This window comes from Pseudoxanthomonas daejeonensis (genome assembly GCF_010093205.1).
GTDB classification, from domain to species: Bacteria; Pseudomonadota; Gammaproteobacteria; order Xanthomonadales; family Xanthomonadaceae; genus Pseudoxanthomonas; species Pseudoxanthomonas daejeonensis.
This window is the reverse complement of record NZ_PDWN01000016.1, coordinates 1-19,714: the sequence shown is the minus strand read 5'-3', so window position 1 is coordinate 19,714 and position 19,714 is coordinate 1. Positions and strand designations below refer to the sequence as shown.

The 19,714-nt window shown below is 68.7% G+C and carries 12 protein-coding genes; 11 read left to right on the top strand and 1 reads right to left on the bottom strand.

Translation table 11 applies throughout. From position 1 onward, the window contains the following. Positions 1 to 133: 133 nt before the first annotated feature. The 9 genes from CSC65_RS14365 to CSC65_RS14325 all read left to right on the top strand — a co-directional run bounded on the left by CSC65_RS14365 (position 134) and on the right by CSC65_RS14325 (position 16,127). Entirely contained in the window at positions 134 to 2,275 is a 2,142-nt protein-coding gene (locus CSC65_RS14365; protein ID WP_162411328.1) for an alpha-glucuronidase family glycosyl hydrolase, read from the top strand. Beyond that, the gene (locus CSC65_RS14360) at positions 2,272 to 4,293 is read left to right on the top strand and encodes a sialate O-acetylesterase (protein WP_238390416.1); all 2,022 of its coding nucleotides are present in this window, start codon (positions 2,272 to 2,274) and stop codon (positions 4,291 to 4,293) included. Before CSC65_RS14365 ends, CSC65_RS14360 begins: the two co-directional genes overlap by 4 nt. After that, a complete protein-coding gene (gene manD, locus CSC65_RS14355) occupies positions 4,290 to 5,555 on the top strand; it encodes a D-mannonate dehydratase ManD (RefSeq protein ID WP_162411268.1) in 1,266 nt (421 codons plus the stop codon). Before CSC65_RS14360 ends, manD begins: the two co-directional genes overlap by 4 nt. Positions 5,556 to 5,672: 117 nt before the next feature. Continuing rightward, positions 5,673 to 7,361 carry a glycoside hydrolase family 43 protein gene (locus CSC65_RS14350; protein WP_162411327.1) on the top strand — a complete coding sequence of 563 codons (1,689 nt, stop codon included), beginning with the start codon at positions 5,673 to 5,675 and terminating at the stop codon, positions 7,359 to 7,361. A 56-nt stretch (positions 7,362 to 7,417) separates the two neighbouring features. Next, a complete protein-coding gene (locus tag CSC65_RS14345; RefSeq protein ID WP_162411267.1) occupies positions 7,418 to 10,177 on the top strand; it encodes a glycoside hydrolase family 3 protein in 2,760 nt (919 codons plus the stop codon). A 149-nt stretch (positions 10,178 to 10,326) separates the two neighbouring features. Next, the gene (locus tag CSC65_RS14340) at positions 10,327 to 11,874 is read left to right on the top strand and encodes a mannitol dehydrogenase family protein (RefSeq protein ID WP_162411266.1); all 1,548 of its coding nucleotides are present in this window, start codon (positions 10,327 to 10,329) and stop codon (positions 11,872 to 11,874) included. A 97-nt stretch (positions 11,875 to 11,971) separates the two neighbouring features. After that, positions 11,972 to 12,817, top strand: a complete 846-nt coding sequence (locus CSC65_RS14335; protein WP_162411265.1) for a fumarylacetoacetate hydrolase family protein — start codon at positions 11,972 to 11,974, stop codon at positions 12,815 to 12,817. Further along, on the top strand, positions 12,814 to 14,820 hold the full coding sequence (locus CSC65_RS14330) for a YjhG/YagF family D-xylonate dehydratase (RefSeq protein ID WP_162411264.1): 2,007 nt from the start codon (positions 12,814 to 12,816) through the stop codon (positions 14,818 to 14,820). The genes CSC65_RS14335 and CSC65_RS14330 overlap by 4 nt, the downstream gene beginning before the upstream one ends. Further along, positions 14,817 to 16,127 (top strand): GntT/GntP/DsdX family permease, encoded by a 1,311-nt coding sequence (locus tag CSC65_RS14325; protein ID WP_162411263.1) that lies wholly within the window; start codon positions 14,817 to 14,819, stop codon positions 16,125 to 16,127. The genes CSC65_RS14330 and CSC65_RS14325 overlap by 4 nt, the downstream gene beginning before the upstream one ends. A gap of 98 nt (positions 16,128 to 16,225) precedes the next feature. Here CSC65_RS14325 and CSC65_RS14320 read toward each other — a convergent pair whose 3' ends face one another. After that, positions 16,226 to 17,233, bottom strand: coding sequence for an integron integrase (locus CSC65_RS14320; protein WP_162411262.1), 1,008 nt, complete (start codon positions 17,231 to 17,233; stop codon positions 16,226 to 16,228). 1,255 nt (positions 17,234 to 18,488) lie between these two features. Between CSC65_RS14320 and CSC65_RS14310 the strand changes: the two genes are divergently transcribed. Further along, positions 18,489 to 18,788 carry a hypothetical protein gene (locus CSC65_RS14310; protein WP_162411260.1) on the top strand — a complete coding sequence of 100 codons (300 nt, stop codon included), beginning with the start codon at positions 18,489 to 18,491 and terminating at the stop codon, positions 18,786 to 18,788. A gap of 147 nt (positions 18,789 to 18,935) precedes the next feature. Then, positions 18,936 to 19,568 carry a hypothetical protein gene (locus CSC65_RS14305; protein WP_162411259.1) on the top strand — a complete coding sequence of 211 codons (633 nt, stop codon included), beginning with the start codon at positions 18,936 to 18,938 and terminating at the stop codon, positions 19,566 to 19,568. The last annotated feature ends 146 nt before the right edge of the window (positions 19,569 to 19,714 follow it).

The following is a 19,714-nucleotide window of genomic DNA, read 5'->3' as shown; positions in this document are numbered from 1 at the left end:
CACGCAGGGGACGGAAAACCGACCCGATCAGAGCACTCCGGAGGACTTGATGGTATCGCTATCAAACGGCACAGGCGAACGCGCCAGCCTTTACCGGACCGGGGCGGCGCTGCGCCGCATCGGCCGCACCGCCATGGCCGTCCTGGGCCTGGCCCTGTTCCTGCCCACGCTTCCGGCTGCGGCCGAGGACGGCCACGACCTGTGGCTGCGCTACCTGCCGGTGCAGGAAAGCCGGGTGGCCGCCTACCGCGCACAGGCCACCGAGCTGGCTGCCGCGACCGCGACCCCGACCCAACGGGTTGCCCGCGACGAATTGCTGCGTGGCCTGCAGGGCCTGCTCGGTACCGCGCCGGCCGTAGTCCCGAAGGCCGGGCGCGCCGGTGCGCTGCTGGTCGGCACGCCGGCGTCCTCGCCCCAGTTGCGCGCGCTGAAGCTGGACCTGTCGACACTGGGCGAGGAGGGCTACCTGGTGCGCAGTGTGCGCATCGACGGCCGGGCAGCCACGGTGGTCGCTGCCAATACGGATGTCGGCGCGCTGTACGGCGCCTTCCATTTCCTGCGCCTGATCCAGACCGCGCAGCCGCTGGATGCGCTGGATATCCGCGAGGTGCCGCGCACGAAGGTGCGCGTGCTCAACCACTGGGACAACCTGGACCGCTACGTCGAGCGTGGCTACGCCGGCGAGTCGATCTTCGACTGGCACAGGCTGCCGGGCTGGAAGGATCCGCGCTACACCGACTACGCCCGTGCCAATGCCTCGATCGGCATCAACGGCACGGTGTTGAACAACGTCAACACCAGCGCGCAGATGCTCACGCCGATGTACCTGGAGAAGGCGGCGGCGCTGGCCGAGGTGTTCCGCCCGTTCGGCATCAAGGTCTACCTGAGCGCGCGCTTCAGCGCACCGATCGAGATCGGCGGCCTGAAGACCGCCGACCCGCTCGACCCGGCGGTGCGCCGCTGGTGGAAGGCCAAGACCGACGAGGTGTATCGCATCATTCCCGGCTTCGGCGGCTTCCTGGTCAAGGCCAACTCCGAAGGCCAGCCCGGTCCGCAGGATTACGGTCGCTCGCACGCCGACGGCGCCAACATGCTGGCCGAGGCCCTGGCGCCGCACGGTGGCATCGTGATGTGGCGCGCGTTCGTCTACTCACACGAGGAACCCGACGACCGCGCCAAGCAGGCGTACACCGAGTTCGTCCCGTACGACGGCAGGTTCGCGCCGAACGTGCTGGTGCAGGTCAAGAACGGCGCGATCGACTTCCAGCCACGCGAGCCGTTCCATCCGCTGTTCGGCGCGATGCCGGAGACGCCGCTGATGATGGAGTTCCAGATCACCAAGGAGTACCTGGGCTTCGCCACCCACCTGGCCTACCTGGCGCCGATGTACGAGGAGGCGCTGCGCGCCGACACGCACGCCAGCGGACCGGGATCGACCGTGGCCAGGGTGGTCGACGGTTCGCTGGACGGACACGCCCTGACCGGCATGGCCGGCGTGGCCAACATCGGCGTGGACCGCAACTGGAGCGGGTCGCACTTCGACCAGGCCAACTGGTTCGCGTTCGGTCGCCTGGCCTGGGATCCGTACCTGGAAGCGGAGGCGATCGCCCGCGACTGGGTAAAGATGACCTTCTCCACCGATCCGGCCGTGGTCGATCCGGTGGTCGCGATGATGATGGGTTCACGCGAGGCGGTGGTCGACTACATGACCCCGCTCGGCCTGCACCACCTGATGGGCCGGGGCCACCATTACGGACCGGCGCCGTGGGTGGCCGGGGGTCCGCGCGCGGACTGGACCTCGGTGTACTACCACCGTGCCGATGCGAAGGGCATTGGTTTTGATCGCAGCGCCACCGGTTCCAATGCCGTGGCCCAGTACGCACCGCCACTGGCCGCGCAGTTCGGGGACCTGTCCACGGTGCCGGAGGAATTCCTGCTGTGGTTCCACCATGTGCCCTGGGACCACAGGATGGCGTCGGGAAGAACGCTGTGGGACGAGCTGGTGCTGCGCTACGGCCGCGGCGTCGACTACGTGACCGGCATGCGCCGCACCTGGGACGGGCTGGCCGGGAAGATCGATCCGGAGCGGCATGCGCAGGTCGCCGCGTTCCTGGCGATCCAGGAACAGGAAGCGCAGTGGTGGCGCGATGCCTCCATCGCCTACTTCCAGACCTTCTCCAAGCGGCCGCTGCCTGCAGGCGCGGCCCCGCCGGCGCACGACCTGGAGTACTACCAGGCGCTGCAGTTCCCGTTCGCACCGGGAGACGGAAAATGAGCCCTGCGATGGAAGCGGCGGCGTGCCGCCTGCGTGGCACGGTCCTGCTGCTGGCCGCGATGGTCGCGACGGCGGCAGTGCCCGCGGCGGCCGGAGAGGCGAAGACGCCGCTGCTGCACGCCATGTTCCAGGACCACGCCGTCCTGCAGCGCGGACAGCCCGTGCGGGTCTGGGGCCAGGCGCAGCCGGGGCAGGAGGTGAAGGTCGAGCTGGCCGGCAAGCGCGCCCGCGCGCGCGCCGGCGATGACGGCCGCTGGGAAACGCAACTGCCGGCGATGAAGGCCGGAGGTCCCTACACGCTGGTCGCCAGTACCGCCGATGCGAAGCAGACCATCGCCGACGTGCTGGTCGGCGACGTGTGGCTGTGCTCGGGCCAGTCGAACATGGAGCTGCAGGTCTGGCGCGCGCTCGATGCCCGCTCGGAGATCGCCAGTGCGAGCAACGACCGCATCCGCCTGCTGACCGTGCCGCAGGCCGGCAGCGTCGTGCCGCAGCCGACGTTCTCCAGTCCGGTGCAGTGGCGGCCGGTGGATTCCGAGTCGGTCCGCGACTTCTCCGCGGCCTGCTACTTCTTCGCGCGCGAGCTGCAGAAGACCGTCGACGTGCCGATGGGCCTGGTCAACGCGGCATGGGGCGGTTCGCGCATCCAGGCCTGGACCAGCGCGCCCGCTTTGCGCGCGGCCGGGGGCTACGACGGCGAACTGGACGTGCTGGCGCGCTATGCCGGCGATCCGGTGGCCGCGGTCGGCGACTGGGGTTCGCTGTGGCAGCGCTGGTGGTCGAGCCGGCCCGGCGTGGCCGCCGGCGACGAGCCGTGGGATGCGCAAGGCAAGCCCACCGGAGACTGGCGCAAGGCGCCGGCGCAGCTGGGCGCATGGGAGAAGTGGGGCGTTCCGGCGCTGGCCGATTTCAATGGCATGGTCTGGTACCGGACCACGATCGAGCTGACCGCCGCGCAGGCGGCGCAGGGCGCGGTGCTCGCGCTGGGCCCGGCCGACGAGATCGACATGACCTGGGTGAACGGGCGCGCGGTCGGCAGCACCTACGGCGCCGGGCCGGGCCGCGAGTACACGTTGCCACCGGGCCTGCTGCACGAAGGTGCGAACACGGTGGTGGTGAACGTGCTCGACACCTACCGCGATGGCGGCCTGGGCGGACCGGCCTCGGTGCACGCGCTGCACTTCGCCGATGGCGGCCGCGTGCCGCTGGACGGGCAGTGGAGCTACCGCATCGTTCCGCCGGAGCTGGGCACGCCGCCGCGCGCGCCGTGGCAGACCGCCGCCGGGCTGTCGACCTTGTACAACGGCATGATCGCCCCGCTGGGCCGCTACGGCCTGCGCGGCGCGCTCTGGTACCAGGGCGAGTCCAACACCTTCGAACACGACCGCTACGCCGACCTGCTGCGCGCCTTGCGCAAGGACTGGCGTTCGCAGTTCGGCGCCGACCTGCCGATGCTGTTCGTGCAGTTGCCCAACTACGGCGCGCCGGCGACCAGGCCCGGCGAGAGCGACTGGGCCTCCATGCGCGCCGCGCAACGGCAGGTGGCTGGCGAGGATCCGCGCTCGGGCATGGTCGTGGCGATCGACCTGGGCGACCGCTACGACATCCATCCGAGCAACAAGCAGGAGCTCGCCCGGCGCCTGGCCCGCGCGGCGCGCCATGTGGTCTATGGCGAGAAGCTGGCGGCCACCGGCCCGGCGCCGCTGTCGGCCAGCCGCAATGGCGACGCGGTGGTGGTCGAGTTCGGCGATGTCACCGATGGCCTGGTCGCCTACGGCGCCGAAGGCCCGATCGGCTTCGAGCTGTGCGGCGTGGACAAGGGCTCGTGTCGTTATGCGAGCGCGGAAATCTGGAACCACCGCGTGACCCTGCGCGCGCCGGCCGCGCATGAAGCCACGCGCATCCGCTACTGCTGGGCCGACAGCCCTGTTTGCACGTTGTTCGACGGCGCCGGCCTGCCAGCCGGCCCGTTCGAGCTTTCCATTCCCCCCATCCCCTACGACGACCACGCACGATGAGCACCGCCACCGAAACCAGTACCCATACCCATCCGGAGCCGGGCTCCCGCAACGATCGCGAGATCGTCGATGCGAAAGTCATCGTCACCTGCCCGGGCCGCAACTTCGTCACCCTGAAGATCACCACCCGCTCGGGCGTGTACGGCCTGGGCGATGCGACCCTCAACGGCCGCGAGCTGGCCGTGGCCTCGTACCTGCAGGACCACGTCGTGCCGAACCTGATCGGCCGCGACGCCGGCCGGATCGAGGACATGTGGCAGTTCCTGCACCGCGGTGCCTACTGGCGGCGCGGCCCGGTGACCATGAGCGCGATCGCCGCGGTCGACGTCGCGCTGTGGGACATCCTCGGCAAGATGGCCAACCTGCCGGTTTACCAGCTGCTCGGCGGCCGTTCGCGCGAAGGCGCGCTGGTGTACGGCCACGCCAACGGCCGCGACATCGCCGAGGCGTCCGACGCGGTCGGCAAGTTCATCGAGCAGGGCTTCCTGGCGGTGCGCGCGCAGTGCGGCGTGCCCGGCGTGAAGAAGGCCTATGGCGTTTCCAACGCCAAGGGCTACGAGCCGGCCGAAAGCGAACTGCCGCTGGAAACGGTGTGGAATACGCCGCGCTACCTGGAAGTGGTGCCGCAGCTGTTCGAGCAGCTGCGCAAGGACCACGGCAACCACGTCGAACTGCTGCACGACGTGCACCACCGCCTGACGCCGATCGAGGCCGCGCGCCTGGCCCGCGACCTCGAGCCGTACCGCCTGTTCTGGCTGGAGGACGCCACCCCCGCCGAGAACCAGAAGTCGTTCGAGCTGATCCGCAAGCATTCGGTCACCGCGCTGGCGGTGGGCGAGGTGTTCAATTCGATCTGGGACTGCAAGCACCTGATCGAGAACCAGCTGATCGACTACATCCGCACCACCATCGTGCATGGCGGTGGCATCACCCACGTGCGCCGCCTGGCCGACTTCGCCGCGCTGCATTCGGTGCGCACCGGTTTCCACGGCGCCACCGACCTGTCGCCGGTGACGATGGGCGCGGCGCTGCACTTCGACACCTGGGTGCCCAACTTCGGCATCCAGGAATACATGTTCCACACCGACGAGACCGACGAAGTCTTTCCGCACGACTACGTGCTGCGCGCCGGCCGCCTGCATGTCGGCGATACGCCGGGCATCGGCGTGGACATCGACGAGAAGCTGGCGGCGAAGTATCCGTATGCGCCCAAGCAGCTGCCGGTCGCGCGGCTGGAAGACGGCTCGATGTGGGACTGGTGAGCCGAACGCGGCCCACGACGGAAGGACGAGCCAGGGAGTAGCCGGAATGGATGGAGGGGAGCAGGAATGACGCAGGTGGACGGGAAGGGCCGCATGCCGCGGCTGCTGGCGACGGGAATGGCGGCATTGCTGCTGGTGGCCTGCGGCGCGGACAAGGACGCAGGCACGGCCGCGCCGGCGGCGTCCGCCGGCGGTGCCGCCGCGCCCGCGTACTTCGACTGGTTCGAGTACACCGGGCGCGACGCCGCGTTCGAGACTCCGTTGCCGGAGGGCAGCTTCCGCAACCCGGTGCTGTCGGGCTTCCATTCCGACCCGGCGGTGACCGCCGCCAACGGCAAGTTCTACCTGGTGGCGTCCACCTTCACCTTCTTCCCCGGCATCCCGGTGTTCGAGAGCCAAGACCTGGTGCACTGGACGCAGGTGGGCAACGCGATCCATCGCCCGGAGCAGCTGGATTTCGATGGCCTGGGCGTGTCGCGCGGCGTGTTCGCGCCGTCCATCGAGTACCACGACGGCACCTTCTACGTGGTCAACACCTCGGTCGATGCCGGCGGCAACTTCATCGTCACCGCCACCGATCCGGCCGGCCCCTGGTCCGATCCGTTCTGGCTGCCGGGCATCGGTGGCATCGATCCGTCGCTGTTCTTCGATGACGACGGCAAGGTCTACATCCTCAACAACGACGAACCGGAAGTGCCGGTGCGCTACGACGGCCACCGCGCCATCTGGCTGCAGCAGATCGACATCGCCAGCAAGAAGCCGTTCGGCCCGCGCAAGGTGCTGATCGATGGCGGGGTCAAGCCGGAAGAAAACCCGATCTGGATCGAAGGCCCGCACATCTACAAGGTCGACGGCTGGTACTACCTCAGCAATGCAGAGGGCGGCACCGGTCCGCAGCATTCGCAGGTGATCCTGCGCAGCCGTGATGTCTGGGGTCCGTACGAACCGTACGCGGACAACCCGATCCTGACCCAGCGCGACCTGGACCCGAACCGCCCACTGCCGATCACCAACGCCGGCCACGCCGACCTGGTGCAGGGGCCGGACGGCACCTGGTGGGCGACTTTCCTGGCCAGCCGCAACTACGGCGTGGATCACTACAACACCGGTCGCGAGGCGTTCGTGCTGCCGGTCACCTGGAAGGATGGCTGGCCGGTGATCCTGCCGCACGGCGAGGAGATCCCGTACGTGTTGCCGGGGCCATCGTTCATGAAGAAGCCCGTCGACCAGGCGCCGATGACCGGCAACTTCACCTGGCGCGACGAGTTCGACACCGTCGAGCTGGGCAAGGGCTGGATGACCCCGCGCGTGCCGAAGACGCCGTGGTACGACGGCAGCGCGCGCCCGGGCTGGCTGGCGATCCACCCGCTCGCCGAACGGCTGGACTCGAAGGTCAACCCGGCGTTCTATGCGCGCCGCCAGCAGCACCGGGTATTCGAGGCGAGCACCGCCATGGACCTGCCGGCGCCGGGCGTGGCCGCGGGCCTGGCCGCGTTCCAGGGCGATACCCACTGGTACTTCCTGGGCGTGCGCCGCGATGGCGACGGCGCCGAGGTGTTCCTGGAGAAGAAGGCCGGTGGCGACGTCGAGGTCGTGGCCCGCCAGGCCATCGCCGGAGCCAGTCAGCTGACCCTGCATGTCGAGGGCGACCAGGGCGTCTACGGCTTCGGCTTCGACGCCAACGACGGCAAGGGCGTGCAGTGGCTGGTGCGCGACGCCGACGGCACGGTCCTGAGTACCGATGTGGCCGGCGGATTCGTCGGCGCCACGCTCGGACCGCACGCCCGCCTGGAAGCCGCGCGTTGAGCGGCCTGCCCGACCCACACGAAAACCCGCGGACCGAACGCCAGGAGAAGCCGACGATGGATGCCCATAACCGACAGTCCCCACGGGCCAGGCCCGCCACGCCCGCCAACCTGACGCGCGGCGCGCTGCGCCGGCGCCTGCTCGCGCGCGCCTGCGTGGTCGCACTGCTGGTGGCCCTGCCCGGATTGCAGGCCGCCGAACCCGCGCGGCCCTGGCTGGACACCCAGCGCAGCTTCGAGGATCGCGCCGCGGCCCTGGTCGCGCAGATGACGCTGGAGGAGAAGGCCGCGCAGATGCAGAACGACTCCCCGGCGATCGAGCGCCTGGGCCTGCCGGCCTACGACTGGTGGAACGAGGCGCTGCACGGCGTGGCCCGCGCAGGCGGGGCGACCGTGTTCCCGCAGGCGATCGGCATGGCCGCCTCGTTCGACATCCCGCTGATGGACCAGGTGTCGAGCGCGATCAGCGACGAGGCACGGGCCAAGCACCACCGCTTCCTGGCCGAGGGCAAGCACGGCCGCTACCAGGGCCTGACCTTCTGGTCGCCCAACATCAACATCTTCCGCGACCCGCGCTGGGGCCGGGGGCAGGAGACCTACGGCGAGGATCCGTACCTGACCTCGCGGATGGGCGTGTCGTTCGTGCGCGGCCTGCAGGGCATGGACCCGGTCACCGGCAAGCCGCTGGACCCGAAGTACCGCAAGCTCGACGCCACCGCCAAGCACCTGGCCGTGCACAGCGGCCCGGAGGCCGACCGTCACCACTTCGACGTGCACCCGTCCAGGCAGGACCTGTACGACACCTACCTGCCGGCCTTCGAGGCCCTGGTCAAGGAAGGCGACGTCTACGCGGTGATGGGCGCCTACAACCGCGTGTACGGCGAGTCCGCCAGTGCCAGCCAGTTCCTGCTGCAGGACACCCTGCGCCGCGACTGGGGCTTCACGGGCTACGTGATGTCGGACTGCTGGGCGATCCGCGACATCTACACCACCCATGCCATCGTCGCCACGGCCGAGGAGGCCGCGGCGCTGGGGGTGAAGAAGGGCACCGAGCTCAACTGCGGCAACACCTACGCCGAGCACCTGCCGGTGGCGGTGCGCAAGGGCCTGATCACCGAAGCCGAGTTGGATGAGTCGCTCACCCGGCTGATGACCGCGCGCATGCGCCTGGGCATGTTCGATCCGCCCGCGCAGGTGAAGTGGGCGCAGATCCCGTACTCGGCCAACCAGTCGCCGGCGCACGATGCGCTGGCGCGGAAGATGGCGCAGGAGTCGATCGTGCTGCTGAAGAACGACGGCGTGCTGCCGCTGTCGCGCGACGTCAAGCGCATCGCCGTGATCGGCCCCACCGCCGACGACACCATGGCCCTGCTCGGCAACTACTACGGCACCCCGGCCGATCCGGTGACGATCCTGCGCGGCATCCGCGAGGCCGCGCCGCAGGCCGAAGTGGTCTACGCGCGCGGCGTGGACCTGGTCGAGGGCCGCAACGATCCGGCGGCCACGCCGCTGGTCGAAGCGCAGTACCTGCGCCCGTCGCCCGGTGCGAACGAACGCGGCCTGCGCGGCGAGTACTTCCGCAACCGCGACCTGTCCGGCACGCCGGCCCTGGTCCGCGTCGATCCGGTGATCGGCTTCAGCTGGGACCGCGGCTCGCCGACCGACAACCTGATGGCGCGTGGCGAAGCCGGTCCGGACGAGGCCATCCCCGCCGACAACTTCTCCATCCGCTGGAGCGGCCAGCTGCTGCCGCCGGTGTCGGGCAGCTATGAACTGGAAGCGGCCGCCAACGATGGCGTGCGCGTGTACCTGGATGGCAAGCGCGTGATCGACCGCTGGCAGCAGGCCGACCGGCTCACCGCCAGCAGCGCGACCGTGCAGCTGGAAGCCGGCCGCGCCTACGACCTCAAGCTCGAATACCAGGAAGGCGAACGCGATGCCGGCGTGCGCCTGGCCTGGCGCATGCCCGGGGCCAAGCCGCCGTTCGAGGAAGCGCTGGAAGCGGCGCGCAATGCCGACGTGGTGGTCTTCGCCGGCGGACTCACCGGCGACGTGGAAGGCGAGGAGATGACGGTCAACTATCCGGGCTTCGCCGGTGGCGACCGCACCGACACGCGCCTGCCGGCGACCCAGCAGAAGCTGCTGGAAGCGGTGCAGGCGACCGGCAAGCCGGTGGTGCTGGTGCTGACCACCGGCTCTGCGCTGGCGGTGGACTGGGCCAAGGAACACGTGCCCGGCGTGCTGGTCGCGTGGTACCCGGGCCAGCGCGGCGGCAATGCGGTGGCCGACGTGCTGTTCGGCGATGCCAATCCCGCGGGCCGCCTGCCGGTCACCTTCTACAAGGCCGGCGAGAAGATGCCGGCGTTCGACGACTACACCATGGCCGGTCGCACCTATCGCTACTTCGAGGGCGAGCCGCTGTATCCGTTCGGCCACGGCCTGTCCTACACGACGTTCGACTACGCGGGCCTGAAGCTCGACCACGCCACCGCGCGCGCCGGGCAGCCGGTCAAGGCGACGGTCAAGGTGCGCAACAGCGGCAAGCGCGCCGGCGACGAAGTCGTGCAGCTGTACGTGCATCCGCGCCAGGCCGGCGAAGGACGTGCGCTGAAGGACCTGCGCGGCTTCCAGCGCGTGCACCTGCAGCCGGGCGAGGAGCGCGAGGTCAGCTTCGTGCTCGATCCGGCCAGGGACCTGCGCCACTACGACGAGAAGGCGCAGGCCTATGTCGTCAGCCCCGGCGGCTACGAGGTGCAGGTGGGCGCGTCCAGCGCCGACATCCGCGCCCGCACCCCGCTCACGATCCGGGCCGACTGATCGGTCGGCCCCGTTCGACCCGCGTTGCACCCGGCCCGCCCGATCTCTCCAGGCGGGCCGGGCGAGGCGAGGCGGAACCGGTGGCAACTCCCAGGGTCGCCGGTTCCGCCAACCCCTCCCACGTCCACGTACTCCGCAACAGGATCCCGATGAACCCGCAGTCCGCGTCCCCGCTCCTCCGCCTGTCGCAGGCCACGCTCGCCCGCGTGCGCGACGGCGTGGCGGTGCCCGCCTACGATCGCGACGCCACCCGCATCGGCATCGTCCACTTCGGACCGGGTGCGTTCCACCGCGCGCACCAGGCGGCGTACATCGACGACCTGCTCGGGACCGACCCGGCCTGGGCGATCAGCGCGGTATCGCTGCACAGCGCCGGCGTGCGCGATGCGCTGCGGCCGCAGGACGGGCTCTACACCCTGGCGCTGCCCGGCGACGCGCGCGCCGATGCATCGGCGTCCGACGGCGCGCCGCGCCTGCGGGTGATCGGTTCGATCCGCGAGCTGCTGTGCGCGCGCGACGAGGCCGCCGCGGTGCTGGCGCGCCTGGCCGACCGCGACGTGCGCCTGGTGACCCTGACCATCACCGAGAAGGGGTATTGCCTGTCCGCCGACGGCGTCGACCTGCAGCACCCTGACATCGTCCACGACCTGGCTGCTCCGGAAGCACCGGCAAGCGCGCCGCTCAGTGCGCCGCTCAGTACGATCGGCTGGCTGGTCGCCGGATTGCGCCTGCGCCGCGCGCGTGGGTTCGAGCCTTACACCGTACTCAGTTGCGACAACCTCGCCGACAACGGCGGGCGCCTGCGTCGCGCGGTGCTGCAGTTCGCGCGCGAGCTCGAGCGAGACCGGGCGGACCAGGGGCTGGCCGACTGGATCGAAAGCGAAGTCGCCTTCCCGCGCTCGATGGTCGACAGCATCACCCCGGCCACCGACGACGCGTTGCGCGCGCAGGTCGCTTCGCGGCTGGGCGTCGAGGACGCCTGGCCGATCCAGCGCGAGCCCTACGCCCAATGGGTGGTGGAGGACGACTTCCGCAACGGACGGCCACCGCTGGAGCGCGCCGGCGTGGTCCTCAGCAACGAGATCGCCGGCTACGACCGGGCCAAGCTGCGTTTGCTCAATGCGCCGCATTCGACGCTGGCCTACCTCGGTTCGCTCATGCGCATCGAAACGGTGGCCGACGCGATGCGCGAACCGGCACTGGCCGGCTTCGTCGAACGGCTGATGCGCGAAGACATCGTGCCCACGCTGCAGCTCCCGCGCGGTTTCGATCCGGATGCCTACATCGACGCGATCCTGGCGCGCTTCCGCAACCCGGCCATCCGCCACCTGCTGGCGCAGATCGCATGGGACGGATCGCAGAAGATCCCGGTGCGGCTGCTCGGCACGATCGCCGATGCGCTGGCCGCCGGCCGTCCGCTCGAACGCCTGTGCCTGCCGGTGGCCGGCTGGCTGCGGTTCGTGCGGCGGCAGGCGCGCGAAGGCGTGGCGATCGTCGATCCGCTGGCCGACACACTGGCGCGGATCGGCGCGGCGACAACCGGCGAGGCCAGCCACGACGTGGACGCATTCCTCACCCTGGACAGCGTGTTCGGTGCGCTGGCTGGCGACGCGCGTTTCGTCGATGCACTGGCCCGCGCCCATGCGCGGCTGGGCGACGCCACGCCCGCCGCGGTGGCGCGCGCCCTGGCCGATTGATCGATCGCGACACCGCCTGTTCGCCTGTTCGCCCGTAGTGCCGATGGAGTTTTCGCACCCGACGTAGCCGTTCCCACCCGTTCCCGTGGAGCCCCGCATGCCCGAGATCCTGACCCGCCACACCACGCCCGACGGACCGCGCTGGGCGCTCGACGGCCACTGGCTGCCGCTGGATTTCACCCTCGCCGCGTGGCTCGCATTGCCGGCCGCGCAGGCCGACGCCAGGCTCGCCGCGCAGCCACGCGGGGACCGCGCCGACGCGCCGCTGCTGGCCCCGATCGAGGACACCCACGAGGCCTGGGCCAGCGGCGTGACCTACCTGAGCAGCCGCATGGCGCGCGAGGCGGAATCGCAGAGCGCCGACGTCTACCAGAAGGTCTATGCGGCGGCGCGGCCGGAGCTGTTCTTCAAGGCCCAGGGTTGGCGCGTGCGCGGTCCCGGCGCCGGCATCCGCATCCGCGCCGACAGCCACTGGAACGTGCCCGAACCGGAACTGGTGCTGCTGCTCGATGCCACCGGCGCGATCCGCGGGTTCACCGCCGGCAATGACGTCTCCTCGCGCAGCATCGAAGGCGAGAACCCGCTGTACCTGCCGCAGGCCAAGGTCTACGACGGCGCCTGCGCGATCGGCCCGTCGATCCGCCTGTGCGGCGCCGACGAACTGCGCGACCTGCCGATCACGCTGGGCATCGCCCGCGAAGGCGCGGCGGTGTTCGGTGGCGAGACACGCACCTCGCAGATCAAACGCGCGCTGCCCGAACTGGCCGGTTACCTGTTCCGCGAACTGGCCTTCCCGCAGGGCGCGTTCCTGTTCACCGGTACCGGCGTGGTCCCGGGCGAGGACTTCACCCTGCAGCCGGGCGACGTGGTGACCATCGACATCGGCGGCCTGGTACTGCGCAACTTCGTGGAAGACGCCACGCCCGCGGGCGCGCCGCGATGAGCGCGACCGGCGACGGCCTCGACGCCATCCTCGGCGACGGTGCGCCGCTCGCCACCACGCGCACCTCGGGCGAAGGCCCGCACGGGCACCTGCCGATCGACGCGCGGATGCTGCGCGAGGCCGCCAGCGGCGACCTGTTCGGCCTGACCCAGAACGCGGGCATGGGCTGGCGCGCCAGCGAAGTCGCGCGCGATCCGTACCTGATCGTCAGCACCCAGGGCGGACTGCGCGGCGCCGACGGCACCCCGCTCGCACTGGGCCTGCATACCGGCCACTGGGAGATCGACCGGCTGGTGCGCACCGCGGCCGAAACCTTCGCCGCCAATGGCGCGCTGCCGTTCTCGGTGATGTGCTCGGATCCGTGCGACGGCCGCACACAGGGCACGACCGGCATGTTCGACAGCCTGCCGTACCGCAACGACGCGGCGATCGCGATGCGGCGGCTGATCCGCTCGCTGCCCACGCGCCGCGGCGTGCTCGGCATCGCCACCTGCGACAAGGGCCTGCCGGCGATGATGCTGGCGCTCGCAGGATGTTCGGACCTGCCCGGCGTGATCGTGCCCGGCGGGGTGACCCTGCCGGCGCGCGGCGCCGAAGATGCCGGCCAGGTGCAGACCATCGGCGCACGCTTCGCGCATGGGCTCATCGACCTGGAACATGCGGCGGCGATGGGTTGCCGCGCCTGCGGATCGCCCGGCGGCGGCTGCCAGTTCCTCGGCACCGCGGCGACCTCGCAGGTGGTGGCCGAAGCACTCGGCATCGCATTGCCGCACAGCGCGCTGGCACCGTCCGGCGAACCGGTGTGGACCGACATGGCGCGGCGTTCGGCGCTGGCGCTGCTGCGCATGGCGGGGCAGGGCACGCCGCTGTCGGCGATCCTGGACCGGCGCGCGGTGGAGAACGCCCTGCTGGTCCACGCCGCGTTCGGCGGCTCGACCAACCTGCTGCTGCACGTGCCGGCGATCGCACATGCCGCCGGCGTCTCTCCGCCCACGGTGCAGGACTGGATCGCCGCCAGCCGCGCCACGCCGCGGCTGGTCGACGCGCTGCCCAACGGCCCGCGCCACCATCCCACGGTGCAGGTGTTCATGGCCGGCGGCGTGCCCGAGGTGATGCTGCACCTGCGCGACATGGGCCTGCTGCACCTGGATGCGGCGACGGTGAGCGGCCGGACCGTGGGCGAGAACCTGGCCTGGTGGGAACACAGCGCCACCCGCGCGGCCGCGCGCGCACGGCTGCGCGAACTGGACGGCATCGATCCGGACGTGGTGATCATGGGGCCGGACGCGGCGTGCAAGGCCGGGCTGTCGAGCACGATGGTGTTCCCGGTCGGCAACCTGGCGCCGGAAGGGTCGGTGATGAAGGCCACCGCGATCGATCCCTCGCTCGTGGACGAAGGCAACGTCTACCGCCACACCGGCCCGGCGCGCGTATTCGCCTCCGAGCGCGACGCGATCGTCGCGATCAAGTCACGCGGCGACGACGCGGTGCGCGCCGGCGACGTGGTCGTGCTCGCCGGCTGCGGGCCCGCCGGCACCGGCATGGAAGAGACCTACCAGCTGACCTCGGCGCTGAAGTACCTGCCGTGGGGCAAGCACGTGCCGGTGCTGACCGATGCGCGCTTCTCCGGCGTGTCCACCGGCGCATGCATCGGCCACGTCGGCCCGGAGGCACTCGCCGGCGGCCCGCTCGGCCGGCTGCGCGATGGCGATGTCGTGCGCATCCAGATCGACCGCGAGCGCCTGGAAGGGCGCGTGGACTTCGTCGGCGACGACGCGCAGCGGCCCCTCGATCCGGACGCCGCCGCCGCGGTGCTGGCCACGCGCACGCTGCATCCGGCGATCGCGCCGCATCCACGCCTGCCCGGCGACACACGGCTGTGGGCTGCCCTGCAGGAAGCCGGCGGCGGGACCTGGACCGGCTGCGTGTACGACGTCGACGCGATCATCGACACGCTGCGCGCCGGGCGCGAGGCGCTGGCTGGCAAGGGGCGAAGCGCATGACCACGTTCCTGATCATCGCCGCAGCAATAGCGCTGCAGATCTTCCTCACCGCGCGCAAGCTCAGCCCGTTCCTGTCCCTGCTGATCGTGGCGATCCCGATGGGCCTGCTGCTGGGCATGTCGCCGCAGGACCTGCTCAAGACCATCGACGCCGGCGTCGGCAGCACCCTGGGCGGGCTGGCGCTGGTGATCGTGCTCGGCGCGATCCTGGGCAAGGTGCTGGAGGAGAGTGGGGCGGCGGAGAAGATCGCCATCACCCTGATCGCCCGTTTCGGCGAGCAGAACATCCAGTGGGCGCTGCTGCTCACCGGCTTCCTGGTCGGCATCCCGCTGTACTTCAATGCCGGCTTCATCATCCTGGTGCCACTGATCTTCTCGCTCGCACGCAGGACCGGCCTGCCGATCCTGTACCTGGCCATCCCCACCGTGGCCTCGCTCAGCACCACCCACTGCTTCCTGCCGCCGCACCCGGGCCCGGTGGTGCTGGTCAACGCGTTCGGCGCCGACATGGGCCTGACCCTGGTGTACGGCATCGCGATGGCGATCCCGGCGGTGGTGATCGCCGGACCTCTGCTGGGCAGGCGCCTGCAGGCGATCAACCCGCCGCTGCCGGACCTGTTCACCGCCAGCAGCACGCCGCGGGAACTGCCCGGTACGTGGAGTTCGTTCCTGATCGCGCTCTCGCCGGTGCTGCTGATCAGCGCCTCGGTGCTGGCCCACGCACTGCTGCCCGAGGGCATTGCGCGCACCGCGCTGCTGTTCCTGGGCAACCCGACCGTGGCACTGCTGCTGGCGACGCTGGTCGCGTTCTGGTGGCTGGGCTATCGCCGCGGCGTGGGCCTGGAGGTGCAGACGCGCTGGCTCAACGCCGCCATCGCCGGCATCGCGGTGATCCTGCTGATCATCACCGCCGGCGGCGTGTTCAAGCAGGTGCTGGTGGACAGCGGGGTGGGCGCGCGCATCGCCGCGCTCAGCGCCACCTGGCACATGCCGCCGCTGGTGTTCGCATGGCTGGCCACCGCCATCCTGCGGGTGATGATCGGCTCGGCCACGGTGGCGGTGATCACCGCCGCCGGGATCGTTGCGCCGCTGATCGCCAGCACCGGTGCCTCGGCCGAGCTGATGGTGCTGGCGGTGGGCGCCGGCAGCGTGTTCGGCTCGCACGTCAACGACTCCGCGTTCTGGATGTTCAAGGAGTTCTTCGGCCTGTCGATGAAACAGACCTTCCAGTCGTGGACGGTGATGGAGTCGCTGATCTCGGTGATCGGCCTGGCCGGGGTGCTGTTGCTGGACCTGGTGCTGGGCTGAGCGCAGGGCCGCCGCTGGCCGCGGCGATCCGGTGCCGGCGTGGATCGCCGCCAGCGCGAGCCGGGCACCACGCTGCCTCGCCCGCCGTCGCCCGGGCTTCAGCGGTCCAGCGGACTGAGCACGCCCAGCGCCCCGCGGTTGAGCACGTGGGTGTAGATCTGCGTCGTGGCGACATCCTTGTGGCCGAGCAGTTCCTGCACGGTGCGTATGTCGGCGCCCGATTCGAGCAGGTGGGTGGCGAAGCAGTGGCGCAGCGTGTGCGGCGTCACCGGCCGGTCGAAGCCGGACTCCAGCGCCGCCCGCCGCACTGCCTTCTGCAGCACCTTCTCGTCGATGTGGTGGCGCCGACGCTCCCCGTCGCGAGGATCCACCGAGATGCGCGTGGCCGGGAACACGTACTGCCAGGCCAGTTCCGCCGCCGCATTCGGATACTTGCGCGCGAGCGCATGCGGCAGGTGCACCCGGCCCAGTCCACAAGCCAGGTCGCGCGCGTGCAGTACGCGTGTTTCCGCAACCTGCCGGGACAGCGCCTCCCGCAACGAAGACGGAAGCACGGTCATGCGGTCCTTGCCGCCCTTGCCGTCGCGCACGACCAGTTCGTTGCGCTCCAGGCCCACGTCCTTGACCCGAAGGCGCACGCACTCCATCAGCCGCAGGCCGCTGCCGTAGAGCAGCCCGGCCATCAGCGCCTCGCGCCCGGCCAGGCGCTCGAGCAGCCGCGCCACCTGCGCCCGCGTGAGCACCACCGGCAGGCGCTGCGGCCGCTTGGCCCGGACCACGTTCTCCATCCATGGCAGGTCTACGCCCAGCACTTCCCGGTACAGGAACAGCAGCGCCGACAAGGCCTGGTTCTGGGTGCTGGCGGCCACGTTGTCGCGCGTGGCCAGGCGAGTGAGGAAGGCCTCCACCGCCGCCCCGTCAAGTTCGCGCGGATGTCGCGGCAGCCAGGCCCGGATATACCGGCGTATCCAGTACAGATACGCCTGTTCCGTGCGCCGGCTGTAATGCTTGAGCCGCATCCGCGCGCTCACTTGCTCCAGCAACCGCGGTTCCCGCGCCTGCGCGATCCGCCCCGGTACCGGGGCCTGCTCGCCGTCATAAGACATACCGGGGTCTCCATGCCGCCTTTGCAGGCAGCATGGACGTCGCCTGGCGACGAAGGTATCGGCCAAGTCCGTGATCGGCGTAGGAGTTTCTCGATTGACGGCCCACCGATCCGCCCTACAAACTCGGCGCTACACCCCCGCTGGGGGTCTACTGGTAGTTAGGCGCCTTTGGGGGCTCATGAAGTACGGCTGTGAAGGCAAGAGTGATGTTCTGCTCCGGCTCAATTACATGGTGATCCACGCCCCAGACTTTCCGCCCGAGGGAGGCATGACCCTGCCCCTCGCATTTGAGACCGTCGAGTACGCCCTCTCTCGGATAGAGTTGGAGGATGCGCGACCGGCTGTGGTAGCCGTTATTGGTCAGGTCCGCGCTTTGCTCAAGGACGCTCATGCCAAGTTTAATGCCGCCGAGATAATTCCGGCTTGTCACTTGCTTCAGGACGCAGAAGACTTGCTACGTCCAATCCGGGTTAAGGCTGCCGTAGCATGAGTACGGCGCCTAACCACTCGTTCAAGCCGACGCCACTCCGCGGCGCGGCTTAACTCCAGCGTTAGCCTTCATGGGGAGAAGGTCGTGAATCCGGCAACAGTCATAACCGGCGCCTTGCTATCTCAGGTCCTGCTCGGTGTCCTCATGTTTGTTGCAGCCAGCATCATGCGTGCGCATCAATCCCGGACGGCGATGTTTCGAGGAGAGCCCATCCAATCAGAGTACAGCTGGTTAATTCTGACTCTTCTGCTAGTGTCGGTAGCAACTCTCGTTCTAGCTCACTCAATGTCGTCTCTATGGGTTGGTCTCTTCCAGAACACCACATTCTCTGGAGTGCCTGACAGAGCGGCGACGCTGATTGTTTTCCTCATCAACATCGCAATCACCACAGTACTGGTGGCAAGCACTGGCGGGAGTGCCCATAGCCCCTTTCAGCCAATTTTTTTTCTTATCCCTACGTTAGCCATACTGCTATTCGAGTCGTCTTTCCGCGTGATCGTATACGCAGCAATCGTTGGCGTATGTTTCATCTATTTGCTAGTTCAGGCTGCTCCGCTCCATGAGGCTCACAGACGGGCGGCCAAGAAAGCATATGGATTTGTCTCTATCGCATCACTTGCCATTGCAGTTCTAATCGGCCTGTTAACGCGCATCTGCCCAAGCGGCATGTGCTGAAGGCTAACAATTCATTCAAGCCGACGTTGCTCCGCAACGCGGCTTAATTCTGGCGTTAGGGCCCCAAACCCACAGACCGGAGGACGAGTTATGGACACTTATACCCCGGATCGACCGTTCATAGCCGTTGAGGATATGGCCCTTTTTGACGCGATCGGACCAGATACCTCGCGCAAGTACGGTCCTAAGGTCAAGGCAGCCGGCATCTCCAACGTTGACTATAAGGTTCGCTTCGGCAAGCTCGGCTCAGCGCATACCATGCAGCCGCCGCCAAGTTGCGGGAGGATCTTTCCTGGCTACGTCGTTGTTCGGAAACTCGGCACACCAGATCAGTATGAAACTTGGATGCCTGAGCACGTATTCGAGGAGCTGTATCGGAGTTGCGGGTGAGGCCTAACATTGCGTTCAAGCCGAAATTGCATCGCTACGCCGTCAACATGGCAGAAAGAGCTTGCCATGTTGCCAGCTACGCGCTGCAATTCGGCTTAACTTGAGCGTTAGGTTGCACTAGACACATTGTCGCAAGGGGAGAAGGCGATGTTTGAGCTCATTGGCATAGCTGTAGTCATCTGGGTCATCTGGAAGATCATCAAGGCGGTAGCCCGCACGGCCACGACACAGGCCTACCATCAGGGCGCAGCAGAAAGCCTTGACTTGGCAACTGCGCAAAAGCAGTTCGAGGACGCGGAGGCTGACTTCATCGGGTCGGTCTTTATCCCCGGCGGAGTTGCCGCAACCGAACAACAAAGCATGTTAGACAAAGCCACCTTTCTCAAAGACCGTATCAACCAGCTTACTGGTGGCGAGACAGGCTCTGCCTTTCGTGCACGGTATCGCAACGAGCTAATTGCCAAAGCCAATAACTTTGGCCCGAGCCTTCAGGCTGGCTTTGAAGCGTACCAAAGGGAGCAAGAGCAAACCAAAGAGCAAGGGCATGGCTACGAGTCATTCGAGGATTGGCTAGAGGAGTTCAAAGATGGCGCAGGCTCCGTTGATGAGCACCTCGCAACAACAACTGAGGACGGGACAAGCCTAATCGACTTGATGGATCTCACGCCGCTTCGCCGAGCATTTGCAGAGGGCGTCGAGCCATACGAGCTGGGAGTTGAGTTTGGTGAGCAATTCGACATTGGTGAGTTTCTGGCACGCAACCACAAAGGTGCAACCTAACAATTCATTCAAGCCGACGCGGTAGTTCCTTCGGTTCAGTGGACACCCTGACCTAACCCTCAGGAGTGTCCCAATGCCAAAGCCTGGCCCCAGAACCATCTCTCGCTACAGCGATGAGTTCAAAGCCGCTGCCGTCCGCCTAAGCC